At 69.6% G+C, this 17,508-nt stretch carries 16 protein-coding genes; 7 read left to right on the forward strand and 9 right to left on the reverse strand.

From position 1 onward, the window contains the following. The first annotated feature begins 122 nt into the window (after window positions 1-122). Entirely contained in the window at window positions 123-1,562 is a 1,440-nt protein-coding gene (locus tag SM754_RS02270) for an aryl-sulfate sulfotransferase (protein WP_323674591.1), read from the forward strand. A gap of 4 nt (window positions 1,563-1,566) precedes the next feature. Here the strand turns inward: SM754_RS02270 and SM754_RS02275 are convergent, their stop codons facing one another. From SM754_RS02275 to SM754_RS02285, 3 genes are all read right to left on the reverse strand, one after another. Then, window positions 1,567-2,391, reverse strand: a complete 825-nt coding sequence (locus tag SM754_RS02275; RefSeq protein WP_323674592.1) for an MBL fold metallo-hydrolase — start codon at window positions 2,389-2,391, stop codon at window positions 1,567-1,569. A gap of 63 nt (window positions 2,392-2,454) precedes the next feature. Then, on the reverse strand, window positions 2,455-3,831 hold the full coding sequence (locus SM754_RS02280; protein ID WP_323674593.1) for an ATP-binding protein: 1,377 nt from the start codon (window positions 3,829-3,831) through the stop codon (window positions 2,455-2,457). Window positions 3,832-3,858: 27 nt separating this feature from the next. Then, window positions 3,859-6,477, reverse strand: a complete 2,619-nt coding sequence (locus tag SM754_RS02285) for a flippase activity-associated protein Agl23 (protein ID WP_323674594.1) — start codon at window positions 6,475-6,477, stop codon at window positions 3,859-3,861. A gap of 131 nt (window positions 6,478-6,608) precedes the next feature. Here SM754_RS02285 and SM754_RS02290 point away from each other — a divergent pair, with 131 nt between their 5' ends. Then, window positions 6,609-7,754, forward strand: coding sequence for a thiolase family protein (locus SM754_RS02290; protein WP_323674595.1), 1,146 nt, complete (start codon window positions 6,609-6,611; stop codon window positions 7,752-7,754). Window positions 7,755-7,863: 109 nt separating this feature from the next. Next, window positions 7,864-8,517 (forward strand): hypothetical protein, encoded by a 654-nt coding sequence (locus SM754_RS02295; protein ID WP_323674596.1) that lies wholly within the window; start codon window positions 7,864-7,866, stop codon window positions 8,515-8,517. 94 nt (window positions 8,518-8,611) lie between these two features. On the opposite strand, the gene gnd is transcribed toward SM754_RS02295, so the two are convergent. Continuing rightward, window positions 8,612-9,517, reverse strand: coding sequence for a phosphogluconate dehydrogenase (NAD(+)-dependent, decarboxylating) (gene gnd / locus SM754_RS02300; RefSeq protein ID WP_323674597.1), 906 nt, complete (start codon window positions 9,515-9,517; stop codon window positions 8,612-8,614). Between the two features lie 70 nt (window positions 9,518-9,587). Then, entirely contained in the window at window positions 9,588-9,785 is a 198-nt protein-coding gene (locus SM754_RS02305) for a DUF7331 family protein (protein WP_323674598.1), read from the reverse strand. Window positions 9,786-9,864: 79 nt separating this feature from the next. On the opposite strand from SM754_RS02305, the gene SM754_RS02310 reads away from it, so the two are divergent. Both SM754_RS02310 and SM754_RS02315 read left to right on the forward strand, forming a co-directional pair. Further along, entirely contained in the window at window positions 9,865-10,302 is a 438-nt protein-coding gene (locus tag SM754_RS02310) for a PaaI family thioesterase (RefSeq protein ID WP_323674599.1), read from the forward strand. A gap of 141 nt (window positions 10,303-10,443) precedes the next feature. Continuing rightward, on the forward strand, window positions 10,444-10,854 hold the full coding sequence (locus tag SM754_RS02315) for a DUF6199 family natural product biosynthesis protein (protein ID WP_323674600.1): 411 nt from the start codon (window positions 10,444-10,446) through the stop codon (window positions 10,852-10,854). A gap of 130 nt (window positions 10,855-10,984) precedes the next feature. Here SM754_RS02315 and pepF read toward each other — a convergent pair whose 3' ends face one another. Continuing rightward, window positions 10,985-12,775, reverse strand: coding sequence for an oligoendopeptidase F (gene pepF, locus SM754_RS02320; protein WP_323674601.1), 1,791 nt, complete (start codon window positions 12,773-12,775; stop codon window positions 10,985-10,987). Between the two features lie 96 nt (window positions 12,776-12,871). On the opposite strand from pepF, the gene SM754_RS02325 reads away from it, so the two are divergent. Further along, window positions 12,872-14,200, forward strand: a complete 1,329-nt coding sequence (locus tag SM754_RS02325) for a M28 family peptidase (protein WP_323674602.1) — start codon at window positions 12,872-12,874, stop codon at window positions 14,198-14,200. Between the two features lie 31 nt (window positions 14,201-14,231). Here SM754_RS02325 and SM754_RS02330 read toward each other — a convergent pair whose 3' ends face one another. After that, window positions 14,232-14,459 carry a hypothetical protein gene (locus SM754_RS02330; RefSeq protein ID WP_323674603.1) on the reverse strand — a complete coding sequence of 76 codons (228 nt, stop codon included), beginning with the start codon at window positions 14,457-14,459 and terminating at the stop codon, window positions 14,232-14,234. A 75-nt stretch (window positions 14,460-14,534) separates the two neighbouring features. After that, a complete protein-coding gene (gene truA, locus SM754_RS02335; RefSeq protein ID WP_323674604.1) occupies window positions 14,535-15,377 on the reverse strand; it encodes a tRNA pseudouridine(38-40) synthase TruA in 843 nt (280 codons plus the stop codon). 289 nt (window positions 15,378-15,666) lie between these two features. On the opposite strand from truA, the gene SM754_RS02340 reads away from it, so the two are divergent. Further along, window positions 15,667-16,158, forward strand: a complete 492-nt coding sequence (locus tag SM754_RS02340) for a hypothetical protein (RefSeq protein ID WP_323674605.1) — start codon at window positions 15,667-15,669, stop codon at window positions 16,156-16,158. Here the strand turns inward: SM754_RS02340 and hisS are convergent, their stop codons facing one another. Further along, window positions 16,159-17,463, reverse strand: a complete 1,305-nt coding sequence (hisS, locus tag SM754_RS02345; RefSeq protein WP_323674606.1) for a histidine--tRNA ligase — start codon at window positions 17,461-17,463, stop codon at window positions 16,159-16,161. Window positions 17,464-17,508: the final 45 nt, after the last annotated feature.

Consider the following 17,508-nt stretch of genomic DNA (forward strand, 5'->3'; position numbering starts at 1 on the left):
CCAGGATTTTCCAAGCACAACTTTAGCCTTCCGGACCGCGTGAGGACGTCTCGTCGGTCCGACGCGTTCGATTCGGTTCAGGGGACAAGACTGATACCGGGGGCCAGTAACCGGAGTGGTGTATGCGTCGTCGCTCCGTCATCGTCGTGGTGTGCTGTCTCTGCGTCGCCGCACCGGTCGTCCTCGCCGGGCCCTCCGCGACCGCAGGGTCGACGGCGTCGGCCGCGCCAGACGACGCGAACCCCTGCGTCGGGACGATGGAGCGTGCCGCGAACGGCCTCACCGTCGTCAGCGTCCAGGGGATGCGGTTCGGTGACGACGGCGGGAAACGCCAGGCGCGGCTCGTCGCACTCGGGCCGCGCGGACAGGTCGAGTGGGTCCACCAGCGCGACGGCGTCACGTGGTCGTACGACGTCGACCCCGTCGACGACGGCACGCTGTTCGTCACCGGCACGAAGTACCGCGGCGAGGACAAGCCCGGGCGGACGGTGTTCTACAAGCTCGACCCCGAGACCGGCGAGACGGTGTGGAGCGAGACCGCACCGTTCCAGGACACCCACGACGCCGACCTCCTCAGCGACACCGAGATACTGGTCGCGAACATGCGAGCCACCGCGAACGTCTCCGGGAACCGCGACCGCCTCCTCGTCTACAACCGCACGACAGACGAGGTCACGTGGCAGTGGCAGTTCCGCGACCACTACGACCGCGACGCAGACCTCGGCGGGAACTACAGTCACGACTGGACGCACGTGAACGACGTCGACGCCGTCAACGAGACGCACTACCTCGCGAGCCCGCGGAACTTCGACATGACCGTTCTCGTCGACCGGACGAGCGGCGACGTCGTGTGGGAGCTCGGCGAACCGAACAGCGGCGACGTGATGCGCAAACAGCACAACCCGGTGCACTACGAGAGCGAGAACGGGACGTCGACGGTCCTCGTCGCGGACTCCGAGAACGACCGCATCGTCGAGTACGCGCGCCGCGACGGCGACTGGCAGCGGACGTGGCGCGTCGGGAACGAGTCGTCGCTCACGTGGCCACGGGACGCCGACCGCCTCCCGAACGGGAACACACTCGTCGGCGACTCCAGCAACAACCGCGTGCTGGAGGTCACGCCCGAGGGCGAGGTCGTCTGGGAGGTGTACACGCCGTGGCTCGTCTACGACGTCGAACGCGTCCCCTACGGCGACGAGGCCGGCGGGCCGACCATCGCCGACCAGGACGCCGAAGGCGCCGTGAACCTCCACGGCGACGCGGCGTTCGACGCGACCCGCCAGGAGCGCTGCGACGCGGCGCTCAAGAACGCGACGCGGTTCAGCGACCTCGGCGACGACGACGGCGGCATCGTCGGTGATCTCCTCGGTGGCGGCGATAGCGACCGAACGACCGCTCGTGACGACCAGACGTCCCACGACGACGGGTGGGACCTCCGCCAGTTCGCGCGCGGACTCGAATTGGTCGGCGTGGCGGTCGCGGTCGGGTTCGTCGTCCTCCTCGGCGCCGGTCTCCTGTTCTTCCGTCGATACGAGCAGTTCGAGATACCCGGCGAAGACTGAGCGATCAGAGCTCGTACGTCTCGCCGTCGACCGCGATGGGCTCCTCGAACGCCTCGTCGGCGGGATAGAAGTGCGCAGCGTGCACGACTCGCGTCTCGGTCGCGTCGAGGTCGTCGCCGAGCGCGAGCGCGCCCTCTCGCGTCATGTGCTTCGTGCCGAACGTCCGGTACGTGCCGTCGGGGGCCTCGTGCTTCCCACCGAGCGGGTGGTGCTCGCAGAGCGCGGCGGGGACGATGCCGTCCGCGAGCAGGAGGTCAGGGTCGCCGAGTGCGTCCAACGACTCCTGCGGGATTCCGTAGCTGGTGTCGCCCGACAGCGAGAGCTTCGCGCCCGTCTCGGGGTCCTCGACGACGAGCCCGTAGCACACCAGCGGTGGATGGTCGACGGGGACGAGCGTCACCTCGAACCCGCAGGTCTCGACGGACTCGAACGGTTCGGTCGGGTGCACGGTGACCGTGTCGAGGTAGTCGTACTTCCGCGCGACCGTCTCCGCGACCGACTCCCCGAGCGCCGGGTCGGTCTCGTCCGCCGCGTACACGTCCAGGCTATCCAGGAGCCGGTACGCGTTCCCGAGTCCGTCCAAGTGGTCGAAGTGAACGTGCGAGATGACCGCCGCGTCCGGCAGGGCGACGTCGTTCTTCAGGAACTGATACCGGAAGTCCGGACTCGCGTCCACGAGCAACGACTCCCCGGTCCGCGGATTGTGGACGTGCACCGAGAACCGCGTGCGTTCGACGCCACGCTCGACCGCCGCCTCGCACGTCTCGCACCCGCACCCCGGCGTCGGCGTCCCCGTCGTGTCGCCCGTCCCGAGCAACGTCACCTGCATCACGCACCCCTACAGGGCGCGGCCGGAAAGACGTAGCGTCCCCGGACGCCGACTCGGACCCACTCAGTCGTCGCCGTGGTCGTGCGCGTCATGGTCGTGTCCGCCGTCGGTCGCCCCCGGCGTCCCGCCGGCGATGAGCGCGTCGCCGTCGCCGTCCATCATGTCGAGGTTCTTCAGGTTGTCGCGCTCCTCGAACTCCTCGACCGCGTCGACGAGGTCCTGCTGGGTGAGCGTCGTCCGCTCCTCCGTCAACGCTGACAGCACCGCCTCCCGCATCACCAACCGGAGGTCGCTCCCCGTCAGCCCCTCCGTGATGTCCGCGATCGCCTCCGGCTCGAACTCGTCGATGTCCATCGCGTGCGTGATGAGCCGGAGGATGTCAGACCGCATCCCGCGGTCCGGCTTCGGGAAGTTCACGATCTCGTCGAACCGCCGCCACGCCGCCGAATCCAGGTCGTCCGGGTGGTTCGTCGCCCCGATGAGCAGGACGTCGTCGTCGATCAGGGACATGTCGTCGATGCTCTTCAGGAGCGTGTTCACCGCACGCTTGATGGCGGCGTGCTCGTCCCCGCCGCGCGTCTTCGCGACGAAGTCGAACTCGTCCATGAACAGGATACACGGCGACAACCGCTTCGCGACCTCGAACGTCTTCTCGACGTTCTTCGCCGTCTCACCGAGGTACTGGCTCGTGATCATCGAGAGCTTCACCTCGACGAACGGCAGGTCGAGCGAGTGCGCGAGCCCCCGCGCCGTACTCGTCTTCCCCGTCCCCGGCGGCCCGACGAACAGGAGCTTCCCGATCTCACGGAGTCCGATCCGTGCGAGGTAATCACGGTGCTCGATGGCCTTCACGATCTTCTGAATCTCGTCCTCCTGCTCTTGCGTGAGGACGAGGTCGTCGAGGGTCATATCGATCTCCTCGGGCGCACGGATGTCGACGAGGTCGAGCATCTCCTCCTCGTCCTCGTCGTCCGAGTCGAAGTACTCGTCGAGCAGCGAGTCGATCCAGACGCGGTCGGCCTGGATCGGGCGGTTCGCTTCCCGCGCGGACTCGTAGTCGACGTCCGCGAACGCGTCCACGTCGAACGACCCGTCGGCGCCGTACGCGTACGCCAGCACGGGGTTCGTGTGGACGCGCTCGGCGTCCGCGTTCTCGGCGTACCACTCGACGGCCATCGCCGTGTCCGCGAGCGATATCGAGCCCGAGAACTCGTCGCGTTCCGTGAACATCAACCCGGAGATGGCGTCCCAGGGATGGTCCGTGCTCGCGGCGGCGCGCGCCGTCGCGTTCGTCACCGACACGGGGCGTTTGACCTCCCCGTCGCTATAGAAGACACGCCGGTACCGCGGCGGCAAGTCGTTCTCGTCAAGCGTCCGTTCCTCGTTGTAGACGTGCGCCGTCAACAACAGTTCGACGACCGAGAGCGCCGCGTTGCTCATTCCCCGCGACGTACGAGCGGAACGCGTTTAAGACCGTCGAACCGGACGTCGCGTTGCCCTCGTTCGCGGCGTCGACGCACTCGAACGCGCCGACGGCGCCCCGATCGCGGTCGGCGCGAGCGCGCCGTCGACGACCGCGGTCGTCGTCCCGCCCGGCCGAACGGCCATCGTCACGGTCTCGGCGGCCGCGACGTCCGACGTTGCGGTCTCCGACCACGAGACGGCCGTCGCGTTCGCCGTCGTTATCGGCCCCGGCGACGGGTCGAGCGGCGCGTCGTTCGTCGACTGCTCGGGGTTCTCCCGCACGTAGAACAGGATGGGGCGCGAGTAATCGCCGTCCGGGTCGTCCCCGTACCGCTGGTGGACGACGCGCTCGTACCCGTTCTCGACGAGCCACTGGTGGAGCTCCTCGCCGCCGTCCTTCGGGACCTTCGGCCCCTCGTTCTGGCCGAGCGCCACGACGACCGGCGGCCGCGTCTCGTTGAGCGTCCGACTGTCGTCCGTGTCGCCGTACACGAAGTGCTCGCCGGTCTGGTTCGCGTCGTACTGGTACATCTCCATGTACCACATCCACACGCGCCGGTCGTAGTACGGGCCCGGCGCCGGCGGCTGCGCGAGCCCGCTCTCGTTCGCGATGGCGAACTTGTCACCCCAGAAGAGGACGTCCACGTCACCCGGGCCACCACGCTCCATGCCGAGGTCCCGGACGCGCTCGAGCGTCGGTTTCGAGTCCGTCGACGGCTGCGCGTACTGGATTATCTCGTTGTCCGGACTCTGCGGGTTCGCGTAGACCTGGTCGGTGACCGCGAACCCCATCCAGCCGACGACCGACAGCAGGAGGATCACGGCGAGCGCGACGCCCACGCCGTCGTCGAGCGTGAACGACTGCACGCCCCACCGGATGACTATCGCGAGCCCGACCGCGGCCGGGATGGCGAGCGGGACGATGGCGTGCGCGGTCGCCCACCCGGCCTGGATGTCGGTCGCTATCGGGTACCCGAGGACGCTCACGAACCCCCAGTAGCTCGCGAGCGCGACGAGGTCGCGCGGGCCGCCGTCGCCGTATCGGTCGACGAGGAAGCCGACGACGGCGAACGCGGACACGACGAGCGCGCCCGCTATCATCACCTCGACGTAGTGCTTGAGGAACGCGGTGTAGGAGTGCTCGTGGCCGCCCCAGATGCGAGTGAACTCCTGCCAGCTGCCGACGAGGGCCTCCTCGACGACGAGCCGGAACTCGGTGGTGTCGCCGGCGAGCAGGCCGTCGAGCGACGAGTACAGTCCCATCTCGCCGGCGGTGTCCTCGCGGACGTCGGGCGGGCCGCCGCCGCCGACGGCCATGTAGCTGCCGCCGCGTGGCGCGTAGAAGAACACGATGATGGCGAGGAACTCGAGGACGGCGGTGACGGCGACTATCGCGGCCGTCCAGTTCACGCCGATCCAGTTCCACGGTCGAGAGCGGCCGGGACTGCTGGCGTCGTCGTCGGGCGTCGCCCGGTCCGGGTTCCACGCACCGCGGACGGCCGCCGGGAGGCGCTTCACGCGAACGGGGAGGAGCCAGCGGCCGTACGCGACCGCCGTTCGGAACGGCCCGCGGTCGGCGTCACCCCGGCTCGCGACGAACATGCGGTGGTCGAGGAGGAGTGCGGCGGCACCCAGCCAGCACGCGGCGTAGAGGAGGCCGTTCTCCTTCGTCGTCATCCCGACCGCGAACGCGCCGACGCTCCCGTACACGTACCGGTACCGGCGCGTGTCGTAGTACCGGACCGCGAGTCCGGCCGCGAGCAGCATGAATGCCGCGAGCGGGACGTCGTTCCGCATGAACCGCGAGTAGTACACGAGCACCGGGTTGAGTGTGAGGAGGAGTCCGAGCGCGACGACCTCGCTGTCCCGGAGGTGCTCGCGGAACAGCCACGCGGTCAACGGCAGGAGCGCGCCGATGACGGCGACGGCGACCCGGGACGAGAAGTCCGACGGGCCGAGAACCTCGAACACGTACTTGTTCACGTGGAAGAGGAACGGCCCGTGAACGATGGCGCGGTACTCCCAGACCCCGGATTCGAGGTAGCGGATGATCCAGTACCCGACCCGCCCCTCGTCCTGGTGAGCGACGCGCGCCCCGAGGTTCACGAACCGAAGCACGAACCCCGCGACCGTCATCGCGACGAGCGACGCCAGCACGGTCAGCGACGTGTCCGGGAACGGCGTCCGTCGGTTCGCCGCCGCCAACAACCCCGCGTCCGCGTCGCTATCGTCGTCGACCGCGTCCTCGCTCGCGCGTTCGTCGGCGGTGGACTCCTCGGGAGTCGAGCCGTCGTCCGCGGTGTCGTCCGTGGACGCGGACGCGTCCGACCGGGACGGGACCGCGTCACCGAACTCGAACCCACCGTCGTCCTCGTCTCCCGGTCCGTCGTCGGTCGACCCGTCGGCTGGCGGTTCGGTGTCGTCGATTGCGGGTTCGGGGCTGCCAGTTGATCGTTCGTCGTCGGTTTCGCCGGTGTCGCTCTCTCCTGTAGCGTCCCGGTCCGCCTGCTCGTCGCCGTCCGGCTCGTCGACTGCGTCGGCGTCGCCGTCGTCGGGCGGCCCGTGCTCGGGTCGCGTGGGGTCCTCGTCGGAATCGGAGGGCTCCGAGGACTCGTCGGTCATTGTTCTCGGAGAATCCGTGCGGGGGTAAACGCTTTTTGCTATCTGGCGCCCGGCGTCGACCGCGTAAACTCCGGACTCCGGCGTCCGGAGTTCTGCGGTGTTTTATGCCGACGGCCTGCCACAGTACGTGCATGGAACCACAGACACCCGTCATCGCGGCTGCGTACCGAACACCGCAGGGCAAGAAGGACGGCGTCTACTCCGACATCCGCGGCGAGGACCTCTCGGTCCCGCTCATCGACAAGATCCTCGACGAGAACGAGCTCGACGGCGAGGACGTCGACGACCTCATGTGGGGCTGTGCGCAACAGCGCGGCCAGCAGGACAACAACGTGGCGCGCGTCATCGCGCTCATGAGCGACCTCGGCGAGAAGGTGCCGGCGACCACCATCAACCGCTGGTGTGCGTCCTCGATGCAGTCCGTGATCTCCGCGAGCGACGCGATCGCCGCCGGGAACCGCGACGCCATCATCGCCGGCGGGTTCGAGCACATGACGAACGTCCCCATGGAGGGGGGGATGGACGGCCGGAGCTTCCACCCGGACTTCCAGGACATGTACAACATGATCGAACTCCAGATGGGGATGACCGCGGAGAAGGTCGCCGACGAGTACGACATCTCGCGGGAAGCCCAGGACCGCTACGCGGCCCAGAGCCAGCAGCGCGCCGCCGCGGCGACCGAGGAGGGCCGGTTCGACGACGAGATCGTCCCGATCGAGACGCCCGACGGCGAGGTCACGAAGGACGAGGGCATCCGGCCGGGGACGGACTTCGAGACGCTGCAGGGACTCCCGACGGTGTTCATGGAGGACGTCACCGCGGGGAACTCCAGCCAGATCAGTGACGGTGCGTCGGCGACGCTCGTCACGTCCAAAGCGTTCGCGGAGGAGCACGACCTCGAGATTCTCGCAGAGGTCGGCGCGAACAACGTCGCGGGCGTCGACCCGACCGTGATGGGTATCGGGCCGGTGCCGGCGACGCGCGGCCTCCTCGAGCGGAGCGGGCGCGACATCGACGACTACGACCTCGTGGAGCTGAACGAGGCGTTCGCGTCCCAGACCGTGTACGCTCGCGAAGAGCTCGGTATCGACGAGGACATCTTCAACGTGAACGGCGGCGCAATCGCCATCGGGCACCCGCTCGGCGCCTCCGGCGCGCGCCTCCCGGTGACGCTCATCCACGAACTCCGCAAGCGCGGCGGCGGTCGCGGCCTCGCCACCCTCTGCGTCGGGTTCGGTCAAGGAGCCGCCATCGAGTTCGAAGTGGAAGGCGAGTAAGCGAGCGTTCGCGGTCAGTTTTTCGGCTACGTTCTTCGAGCCGCGGGGGCGGGGTGGCTGTGTCGCTGGATTCCGAACAGGGATACGGTCGAGACGGCTAGCCGCTGGTATGGTTCGTCGTCGGTCGGTCCTGGGTGTCGGTGCGTTGGCTGGAGCGAGTGCGCTCGCCGGCTGTTCGGTGCTCGGTTCGGAGAGCGAGGGGACGCCGGCGCGGTTCGGGCGCGGTGCGACGGCGCCCGCGGACCCGGAGCTGGTGGCGCTCGACGACGCGCGCGCCGGGAGTGGGCCGCGTGGCGTGCTCGAGTCGTCGACGGCGGCGTTCGAGCGCGCGGACGGGACGCTCGTGGTCGTGAGCTTCCATCGCGTTCGCTCGGGGGCGAGCGCGTTCGGGTCGGACTGGCGGTACGCGAACGTCCGCGGCGAGCACGACTGGACGGCCGCCGACGGGCGCGTGACGGCCGCGGAGACGAACATGACGTCCGTGGACGCGGACAGCCCCGACGCCGCGTTCCGGCTCGCCGCCAGCACGGGCGACCGAACGCGGTCGTGGCGGGTCGTCCTGCCGGAGCCGTCCACGCAAGGGGTCGCGTACCGGTTCCGGACGACGTTCGACCCCGCGACCGAGTTCACCGACGGCGACGCGCTCGCGACGATCCGCGGCGGGACGAGACTCACGGACGGGAGCGTCTTGGACGGGACGCAGACGGTGGACGCGACGCTCGAACTCGTCTACGGCGACACGACCGCCGAGAGCGATGCGTGAGGGCGTGGAACCTACTGGCCGGTCCTGACTTCGGGGGCATCGCGAGACCTATCGGTCGGTCCTCGGTCGGGGGAAACGTCGCGAGACCTACCTTTCAGTCCTCGGTCCGGGGGACGTCGTGCCGGCCGAACCCGTACCGGAGGCGGTTCGCGAGCCGCCGCGAGAACTTCCCGGGGTCCGCGGCGCGCGAATCGAAGCGTTCGCCGAGCGCCTCGTAGATGAGCGGCACCGCGACCTCCTGCTCGAGGGCCTCCTGGACGGTCCACGTGCCCGTCGAGCCGCCTTCGACGCGGTCGGCGACCGTCCCGAGGTCGTTGCCTTCCTCGCGGAACGCCTCCTCGCAGAGTTCGAGGAGCCACGACCGGATGACGGCGCCGTTGTTCCACGTGCGAGCGACCGACTCGAGGTCGAGGTCGTACCGGCCGTTCGCGAGGAGCTCGAACCCCTCGCCGTAGGTCTGCATGAGCGCGTACTCCACGCCGTTGTGCACCATCTTCACGTAGTGCCCCGAGCCGGCGGGCCCCATCCGGTCGTGGCCGTCGGGGCCGGTCGCGACCGCGTCGAACACCGGGACGAGCTCGTCGTACGCCCACTCGGGGCCGCCGACCATCAGCGAGAAACCGTTCTCGGCGCCCGCGGGACCGCCCGAGGTCCCGCAGTCGAGGTACGCGGCGTCGGTCGACTCGGCGCGACGCACGGAGTCCTCGAAGTACGAGTTGCCGCCGTCGACGACGACGTCGTCGCCGTCGAGATATGACTCGAGGTCGTCGAGCGCGGCGTCGACCGCGTCCCCGGCTGGCACCATCAACCAGATTCGTTTGTCGTCGCCGAGTCGCTCCGCGAGGTCGACGACGGAATCGGCGGCGGTCGCGCCCGCGTCGGCCGCGTCCGCGACCGCGTGCTCGTCGAGGTCGAACGCGACCACGTCGTGGCCCGCGTCCAGTGTCCGGTCGACGACGATGCGCCCCATCCGACCGAGGCCGATGACGCCCAGTTGCATGCGTCGGCGTGCGCGGACCGGACAGGTAGTGATTCCGGTCGCCGACGAGCGGGTGGTTCGCGCGGGCGACCTAGCGGACCTGCGTGAGACAGGTCGCGTCCGCGGACTGGATCCACGCGTCCTCGGCCTCCGCGTCGAACACGACGAGGTCGCCGTCGTCGGTCTCGATCGCCGTGTAGCGCTCGGGGACGGGCGGGTCGTCTATCGCGTCGGGGTCGTAGACGTCTGCTCCCATCGTACTGTTCTCGACGCTCTGTTGCACGTCCACGAGAATAGCAGTCGCACCTAACACGATAGGGGCCCGAGAACACACAACGCGTTTGAGGTTGGGGTGCGGAGGGTTGGGCATGGACTTGGCGGACATCATGTCCCAGATTCCGTACTGTCGCCACCTCGGCATCGAGGTCACCACCGCCGAGGACGGCCACGCCGAAGGCGAACTCGCGTTCGACGACCATCACTCGTCGGTCCCCGGCAGCGACGTCGCACACGGCGCCGTCGTCCACGGGCTCGCCGACACCGTCGCCGGCGCCGCCGTCATCTCCCTCCACCATAGGCCCACGCCCACCATCGACATCCGGTTCGACCACCTCGCGCCCGCTCGCGGCGACCTCCACGCCGAGGCCGACGTCCGCAAGGACGGCGACACCGTCGCCGTCGCCGACGTCAAGATCACGCACGACGACACGCTCGTCGCGACCGCCCGCGGGACGTTCAAGACCGCCGGCGACGTCGACGGGTCCGCGTGGAGCGAGAGCACCCGACTCGGCGACGACGCCGACTGAGGACGGGCGATAGCGAGCGCGAACACCGACGGTACCGAGGGCGGCCACCGACGGTACCGGGCGCGGGTCACGCGACGGACGCGGGCGACACCCAACGTCGGAAGGCACGGGCTTTTGGTCGCTCACCCCGAACGTTCGTGTATGCTCGGTAACCCGAAGCTCCGGAAGGTCGCGTCACTCGGAACGGTCGCCGTCGGCGTCGTCACGCTCGTCGCCCCGAAGAAAGCCGCCGTCCTCGGCGACAAGCTCTCGCTCGCCACCCGCTACGAGGACCTCGGTGACGGCGAGTTCACGCCCCGCGACTGGTACGTCGACGCGACGCGCGCCAGCGGCGCCGGCATGATCGCCGCCGGACTCACCGGATTCCTCCTCGCGGCGAGCGCCGAACCAACCACCGACACCGAGGCGGACGTCACCGACATCGACGAGGAACCGGACGCACTCACCACCGAAGACGACGAAGCCGACGACGTCGACGTCGACGACGCGGCAGCGACCGACGACCCCGTCGAGATCGACCTCGAGGACGCCGACGAACACGACGACGACTGACCGACACCCCAGCTCGCCGCGACGCCGCCCCCACGAACCACGACCGGTTCGAAACCCAATCGACCGGGACTGCAATCGTCTGCGTACCCAGCGAGAGCTGCTACCCCGCTAGCCGTCGCGCGCTCGCCGGTCAGATCAGCGTCTCCATCTCGTCGAGATAGTCGTCGTAGACGTCGAGCGCCGACTGGATCGGGTCGCTCGTCGACATGTCCACGCCAGCACCCTCGAGGAGTTCCAGCGGGTACTCGCGAGAGCCCTTCGAGAGGAACTCGCGGTACCGTTCGGCCGCCGCCTCATCGCCCTCCAGTATCCCCTGACTGAGCGCGACCGCCGCCGAGATACCCGTCGCGTACTGGTAGACGTAGTACGCCCGATAGAAGTGCGGGATGCGCATCCACTCGCGCTCGATGTGGTCGTCGACGTTCGCCGGCTCGTAGAACTCTCGTTTGAGGTCGCCGTAGATCTCGTCGAGCGCGTCCGGCGTGATCGCCTCCCCGGCCTCCTCCAGTTCGTGCGCCTGATGCTCGAAGTCCGCGAACATCGTCTGCCGGTACAGCGTCGACCGCACCCGCTCGAGGTACTCGTTCAGGACGTGCCGGCGGAACTCGGGGTCCTCGACCGTGTCCAGGAGGTGCTGCGTGAGCAGCGTCTCGTTCACCGTCGACGCCACCTCCGCCACGAAGATCTCGTAGCTCGAGTACACGTACGGCTGCGCGTCCTTCGTGTACTCCGAGTGCAGCGAATGCCCGAGCTCGTGCGCGAGCGTGTACATCGACGAGATATCGTCCTGGTAGTTCATCATGATGAACGGCTGCGTGTCGTACGTCCCACCCGAGAACGCACCCGCTCGCTTCCCCTCGTTCTCGTAGACGTCGACCCACCGCGACTCCAGGCCGTCGGCGACCCGCGACTGGTACTCCTCGCCGAGAACGCCGAGCGAGTCGACGACGTACTCGGTCGCCTCGTCGTACCCGACGTCCGGACTCGAAGACTCCGTCATCGGCATGTAGACGTCCCACATCTCCAGTTCGTCCACACCCAGGACCTCGGCCTTCAGCTCGCTATGGCGGTGGAGCTTGTCGAGGTTGTCCCGCACCGTCCCCACGAGATTGTCGTACACCTCGGCGGGCACGTTCGGGCCGTCCATCGCCGCCTCGCGCGCCGTCTCGTAGTTCCGCACTCGCGCCTCCTTCACGTCCGCCTTCACGGAGTTCTTGTACGCCGTCCCGACCGCGTTCCGGACGTCCGCCCACTCCTCGTAGAACGACTCGTGGACCGTCTGGCGGAACTCGCGGTCCTGCTCCTTCAGCAGCGTCGTGAAGTTCGACTGCGTGATCTCGACGCTCGACCCGTCCGGCTTCTCGACCGTCGGGAACTCCATGTCCGCGTTCGCGAGCATACTGTACACGTCACCGCTCCCGTGCGTCACCTCGCCGAGTTCCGCGAGCACCTCCTCGACCTCCGCCGACCGCGTATGCGGTTTCGTCCGCAGGACGTCGTCGAGGTAGTGCTCGTAGCGCTCCAGGCCGTCGGTCGACGCGACCATCGCGTCGACCTCGTCGCGCGTCGCGCTCTGGATCTCCGGCTCGATGAACGACGCCGCGGACTGTGCGTCCGACGCCAGCGACTGCGCGCGCGCCGACAACGCCTGGTACTGCTGGTTCGTCGTGTCCTCCGCGGACCGCATCTGCGCGTAGTTCGCGACCTTCGCCACCTCCCGCATCACGTCGTCGCGCGCCTCCAGCGTCTCCAGGAGCGCGTCGCCGTCCTCGACGACCGCGCCCTCGTACGCCGCCAGCTCCTCTAGGCGTTCACTCACGTCCTCGAAGGCGGCCTCCCACTCGTCGTCGGAGGCGTAGATGCTCTCGAGGTCCCACTTGTACTCCTCGTCGATATCGGACCGCTCGGGGACCGAACTCATGGCACGCTCTTGGCCACAGCTTCAGGTAAACGTTGCCACTCGCCACGGTCTCGCCGCTGGCCGAACAGGCTTACGCTCGCGGCCGCACGGGGACGCATGGACCTCGATAGCGCGCTCGGCGCGACGTGGCACGACGACGAACCGCGTCGGTTCCTGCGACGCCTCTGCGAGCTCGACGACCGGATGGCCGGCCACCCCGGCGAAGCACGCGCCGCTGGCCTCGTCGCCGACGCCTTCGAGAACGCCGGCGTCCGCGACGTCGCACGCGAGCCGTTCCCGCTCACCGTGTGGACGCGCGGCGAGACGACGCTCCGCGTCACCGACCCCGCCGACCGCGAGTTCGAGGGCGTCGCGCTCCCGTACTCGCCGACCGCGAGCGTCGACGGCCCGCTCGTCGACGTCGATCACGGCACGCACGGCGAGATCGCGGACGCGGACCTCGATGGCGCCATCGCACTCGCCAGAACGGACTCCCCGGCGGACGGCCGGTTCGTCCACCGCATGGAGTCGTTCGGGCACGCCATCGACGCCGGCGCGGACGCGTTCCTGTTCCGGAACCACGTCGACGGCCAGCTCCCGCCGACCGGGTCGCTCCGGTTCGACGAACCGGCCAGAGCGCCGGGCGTCGGCGTCTCCAAGGAGACCGGCGCGTGGCTCGCCGACTACGCCGACCGCGACGCGACCGTCGAACTCGACGTCGACGCCACGACGGACGACGGCGAGAGCGAGTTCGTCCACGGCGTCCTCGGCCCCGCGGACGCGGACCGCGAGGTCGTCGTGCTCGCGCACTTCGACGCGCACGACCTCGCCGAGGGCGCGCTCGACAACGGCTGCGGTATCGCCGTCGTCGTCGCACTCGCTCGCACGCTCGGCCGGCTCGACGCCGCGGACGCGCTGGACGCTCGCGTCCGCGTCGCCGGCGTCGGCGCCGAGGAGGTCGGACTCCTCGGCGGCGCCGCGCTCGCCGACGCCCTCGACCTCGACGACGTGCACGCTGTCGTGAACGTCGACGGCGCCGGCCGCCACCGGAACCTCGTCGCGATGACGCACGGGAGCGACGACCTCGAGGAAGCCGTCGACGCCGTCGCCGACGACGTCGACCACCCCGTCCAGACCGACGCGGACCCGCATCCATGGAGCGACCACTGGCCGTTCCTCCGCGAACGCGTCCCCGCACTGCAACTGCACAGCGACTCCGGCGAACGCGGCCGCGGCTGGGGACACACCGCCGCCGACACCTACGACAAGACCGACTCTCGGACCGTCCGCGAGCACGCGATGCTCGCCGCACTCCTCGTCCGCGAGATCGCGACGCGCGACGTCGGTCGGGTCGAGGAGTCGTCGCTCAGGGACGCGATGGTCGACCAGGCGTTCGACGCCGGGATGCGCGCCGCCGGCATCTGGCCGACCGACTGGGAGCCCTGACCGCCCGTCCGTGGAGCGACGTCCGCGACGCTCAACTCGACGACGGCCGTCCGGCGTACCCGAACACGCGCCGGTGGACGCGCCGGAGCGTCGTGGACGCACGGTAGTCGTACCAGACCGCGAGGACGAACGCGAGCGCCGCTGCTTCGGGCCACTCGGCGGTGAGGACGACGTACAGCGCGTGGACGACCAGCGCCGCGTAGACGACGCGGCCCGCGACGCGAGCACCTCGTCGCGTCACGGCCGGAGACTCGACCATGCCACCGGTACGGACGGCAGCGACATAAGTTCAATCGCTATCACACCGCATGCTCGCCGGTGACCCGGAGCCGATTCAACGCCGGTCGTCGTCGACGCTATTCGACCCGGCGTCGACGCCGTCCCGGAGCGCCCCGGTCACGCGAGCCCGCGACACGGCGGTCGCGTGCGCCGACTCGAAGGCCGCCGCGGCGCTCGCCGCGGCCTCGGAATCGCGCTCGAAGGTCGCGTCCGGGTAGGTCGCGTCGACGAGCACGAGCGGCTCGGGCGGAGCGGGGCCGACGCGCTCGTGGTCGGGGAGCGGCTCGGGTGCGAGCGCGCGGTCGACGGCGTCGAGGCCGCGGTCGCCGGTCGCGACGCTCCGCACGAGCGCGACGATCCGGCGGACGAGCTCCCAGAGGAACCCGTCGGCGCGGACGTGGACGCGGAGGACGTCGCCCTCGCGGACGACGGTCGCCGTCTCCAGGGTCCGCGTCGTGTCGACCTCGCTCGCCGCCGTGAGGTCCGCGAAGTCGTGAGTCCCTTCGAGGCTCGCGAGTGCCGCGGCTGCACGGTCGACGTCGGCTGTCGGCGCGTACAGGTGATAGTCGTACGCGCGACTCGCCGCGTGGTGGGTCGCGTGGAACGCGTCCGGGACGTCGGCGCTCGCCCACGCACGGACGTGCTCGGGGAGTTCACCGTTGAACGCGCGTGGCGTCAGCCAGTCCGGGCACTCGAACGCGACGGTCTGTGCGACCGCGGACACCCCGGCGTCGGTGCGGCCCGCGGCCGCGTACCCCTCGGGTGCGTCGGCGTCGCTCGCGAGCACGCCGAGGGCCCGAAGCGAATCGAAGACGGCGTCCTCGACCGTCGGAACCTGAGGTTGTCGCTGGAAGCCGTGGTACGGCCGGCCGTCGTAGGCGACACGGAACGCGCGCATACCAGCGGATACGCGACTCGAGGGCAAGTGCGCTGTGGACGGCGGTGGACCCGTCGAGCGAGAAGGGGTTGACTGGCGACGCCGCACCGAGCACGTCCCCGCCCTCGCGGGGCTTGGACTGGGTCGCGTGTCGCGGGACGCTGGCGTCGCGCTGGTCGTCGGGCGCGCCCCGCGGCAAGTCGTCACGGCACGTCGTCCATCGCTGCGTCACCGTACTTGAAGCATCGCCGACCGCTCCCGTGGTCCCGGTGGCGACACGCTTACCCGCGCCCCGGGCGACTACCGCTCCATGACCGAGTACTCGGGCGAGGAGGTCGCCGACCTCGTCGGTGCGACCCTCGCCGACCGACTCGCGCTCGACGACGGGCCGTACACGGAGGCGGACCTGGACGCGCTCACCGACGCGCTCGGCGAGGGCGCGGAACTCGCCGACCGCGTCGCCGACGGCGACGTCGCCGCGCTCGCGACGCTCCTCAGTCCCGCGTTCCTCCGGGCGCACTCGGAGTTCGAGTCGTTCGCGGACCTCCTCGGCGCGAGCCCGTGGACGCGCTCGTCGGTCGACGACGCGTTCGCCGGCCGCCGCGACGGCGACGACGCGGACCCGGCGGCCGCGACCACGAGCTCCTTCCTCTCCCGGACGACCGCGTTCCGCACGCCCGGCGAGATGGTGCAGGCAGCCGTCGTCTACCGGTGTCGCGCCGCACTCGACGAAGCGGAAGGTGACCGCGAGAATGAAACTGGCGTCGACGACGAGACCGACGCCGCGGACGGCGACGCGTAGTCAGGCGTAGTCGCCGTACGTCGGCCGGTCGCGGTCGCCGGGGAAGTCGTCGACTGGCGCGGTCGTCTGGTCGCCCGACGCCATGTCCTTGATCGTCACCTCGTCGTTCTCCAGGTCCTGTTCGCCGACGATGACGACGGTGTCGGCGTTGATAGAGTCGGCGTACCCCATCTGTGCGCCGAAGCTCCGCCCGGAGACGTCCGTCTCGACGACGTGGCCCGCGGCGCGGAGGTCGCGGGCCACCCGGGCCGCGACGGGACGCGTATCGCCGACCTGGAGGACGTAGTAATCGGTCTCGAGTTCCTCCTCGGGCCAGACGCCCGCGCGCTGGAGCAAGAGCGGGAGCGTCGAGTTCATCACGCCCGGCGCGACGCCGACCGCGGGCGTCGGCTGCCCGCCGAAGTCCTCGATGAGGTCGTCGTACCGGCCGCCACCGAACACGGACCGACCGACCTCGCCCGCGCTGTCGAAGCACTCGAAGACGACGCCCGTGTAGTAGTCGAGGCCGCGCGCGGTCGTCAGCGACAGGTCGCAGTACTCGCGCACCCCGAAGTCCTCGGCCGCGTCGAGGACCGCGCGGAGGTTCTCGACCGCAGGCTCGACCGCGTCGCTGAACGCGACGAGCTCGCCGAGGTCGTCCTCGCCCGCGACGAGCAGGTCGTCGAACTGGCGGGCGTCGTCGTAGGCGAGTCCGGCGTCGGCGAGCAGCCCGAGGTACTCCTCGTCCTCGACCTTCGCGCGCTTGTCGACCGCACGGATGGCCTCGCGCGTGTCCACGTCCTCGCCGTACTCCGAGAGGAGCGTCCCGAGGACGTCGCGGTGCGAGACGCGGAACTCGAAGTCCGCCGCGTCGAGTCCGAGGTCGACGAGCGCGTCCGCGGCGAACGCCAGGATCTCCGCGTCCGCGGCCGGTTCGCTCGACCCGAAGATGTCCACGTTCGTCTGGTAGAACTCGCGGAACCGCCCCTGCTGGACGGCCTCGTAGCGCCAGAACGGCCGCGTCGAAACCCACTTGATCGGCTTCGAGAGCGCCTGCTGTTTCGCGACGACCATCCGCGCGACCGTCGGCGTCAACTCGGGCGCGAGCGTCACCATCCGCCCGCCCTTGTCCTCGAACGCGTACAGCTCGTCGACGATGTCGTCACCGCTCTTGTCCGTCCACATCGCCGCCTGCTCCAGTCGCGGGGTCTCTATCTCCCGGAACCCGTACCGTCGAGCGGTGTCCTCGACCGTGTCGATGACCTCCCTGTGGGCGGCCATCTCGCGGGGATAGAAGTCCTTGAACCCCTTCAGTCCATCATACATACCAGACGGTTCGCGAGTCCGACCCTCCAAGCTTTCGCTTGTCGA

Source organism: Halorubellus amylolyticus (assembly GCF_034808145.1).
Taxonomy (GTDB): domain Archaea; phylum Halobacteriota; class Halobacteria; order Halobacteriales; family Natrialbaceae; genus Halorubellus.

What these genes read in the sequence shown, in the direction of transcription:
- SM754_RS02280 (WP_323674593.1), bottom strand. Translation starts at nt 3,831, where the DNA reads ATGAGCAACGCGGCGCTCTCGGTCGTCGAACTGTTGTTGACGGCGCAC.
- SM754_RS02330 (WP_323674603.1), bottom strand. Translation starts at nt 14,459, where the DNA reads ATGGTCGAGTCTCCGGCCGTGACGCGACGAGGTGCTCGCGTCGCGGGC.
- SM754_RS02285 (WP_323674594.1), bottom strand. Translation starts at nt 6,477, where the DNA reads ATGACCGACGAGTCCTCGGAGCCCTCCGATTCCGACGAGGACCCCACG.
- SM754_RS02270 (WP_323674591.1), top strand. Translation starts at nt 123, where the DNA reads ATGCGTCGTCGCTCCGTCATCGTCGTGGTGTGCTGTCTCTGCGTCGCC.
- gnd (WP_323674597.1), bottom strand. Translation starts at nt 9,517, where the DNA reads ATGCAACTGGGCGTCATCGGCCTCGGTCGGATGGGGCGCATCGTCGTC.
- SM754_RS02310 (WP_323674599.1), top strand. Translation starts at nt 9,865, where the DNA reads ATGGACTTGGCGGACATCATGTCCCAGATTCCGTACTGTCGCCACCTC.
- SM754_RS02275 (WP_323674592.1), bottom strand. Translation starts at nt 2,391, where the DNA reads ATGCAGGTGACGTTGCTCGGGACGGGCGACACGACGGGGACGCCGACG.
- truA (WP_323674604.1), bottom strand. Translation starts at nt 15,377, where the DNA reads ATGCGCGCGTTCCGTGTCGCCTACGACGGCCGGCCGTACCACGGCTTC.
- SM754_RS02295 (WP_323674596.1), top strand. Translation starts at nt 7,864, where the DNA reads ATGGTTCGTCGTCGGTCGGTCCTGGGTGTCGGTGCGTTGGCTGGAGCG.
- SM754_RS02315 (WP_323674600.1), top strand. Translation starts at nt 10,444, where the DNA reads ATGCTCGGTAACCCGAAGCTCCGGAAGGTCGCGTCACTCGGAACGGTC.
- hisS (WP_323674606.1), bottom strand. Translation starts at nt 17,463, where the DNA reads ATGTATGATGGACTGAAGGGGTTCAAGGACTTCTATCCCCGCGAGATG.
- SM754_RS02340 (WP_323674605.1), top strand. Translation starts at nt 15,667, where the DNA reads ATGACCGAGTACTCGGGCGAGGAGGTCGCCGACCTCGTCGGTGCGACC.
- pepF (WP_323674601.1), bottom strand. Translation starts at nt 12,775, where the DNA reads ATGAGTTCGGTCCCCGAGCGGTCCGATATCGACGAGGAGTACAAGTGG.
- SM754_RS02290 (WP_323674595.1), top strand. Translation starts at nt 6,609, where the DNA reads ATGGAACCACAGACACCCGTCATCGCGGCTGCGTACCGAACACCGCAG.
- SM754_RS02325 (WP_323674602.1), top strand. Translation starts at nt 12,872, where the DNA reads ATGGACCTCGATAGCGCGCTCGGCGCGACGTGGCACGACGACGAACCG.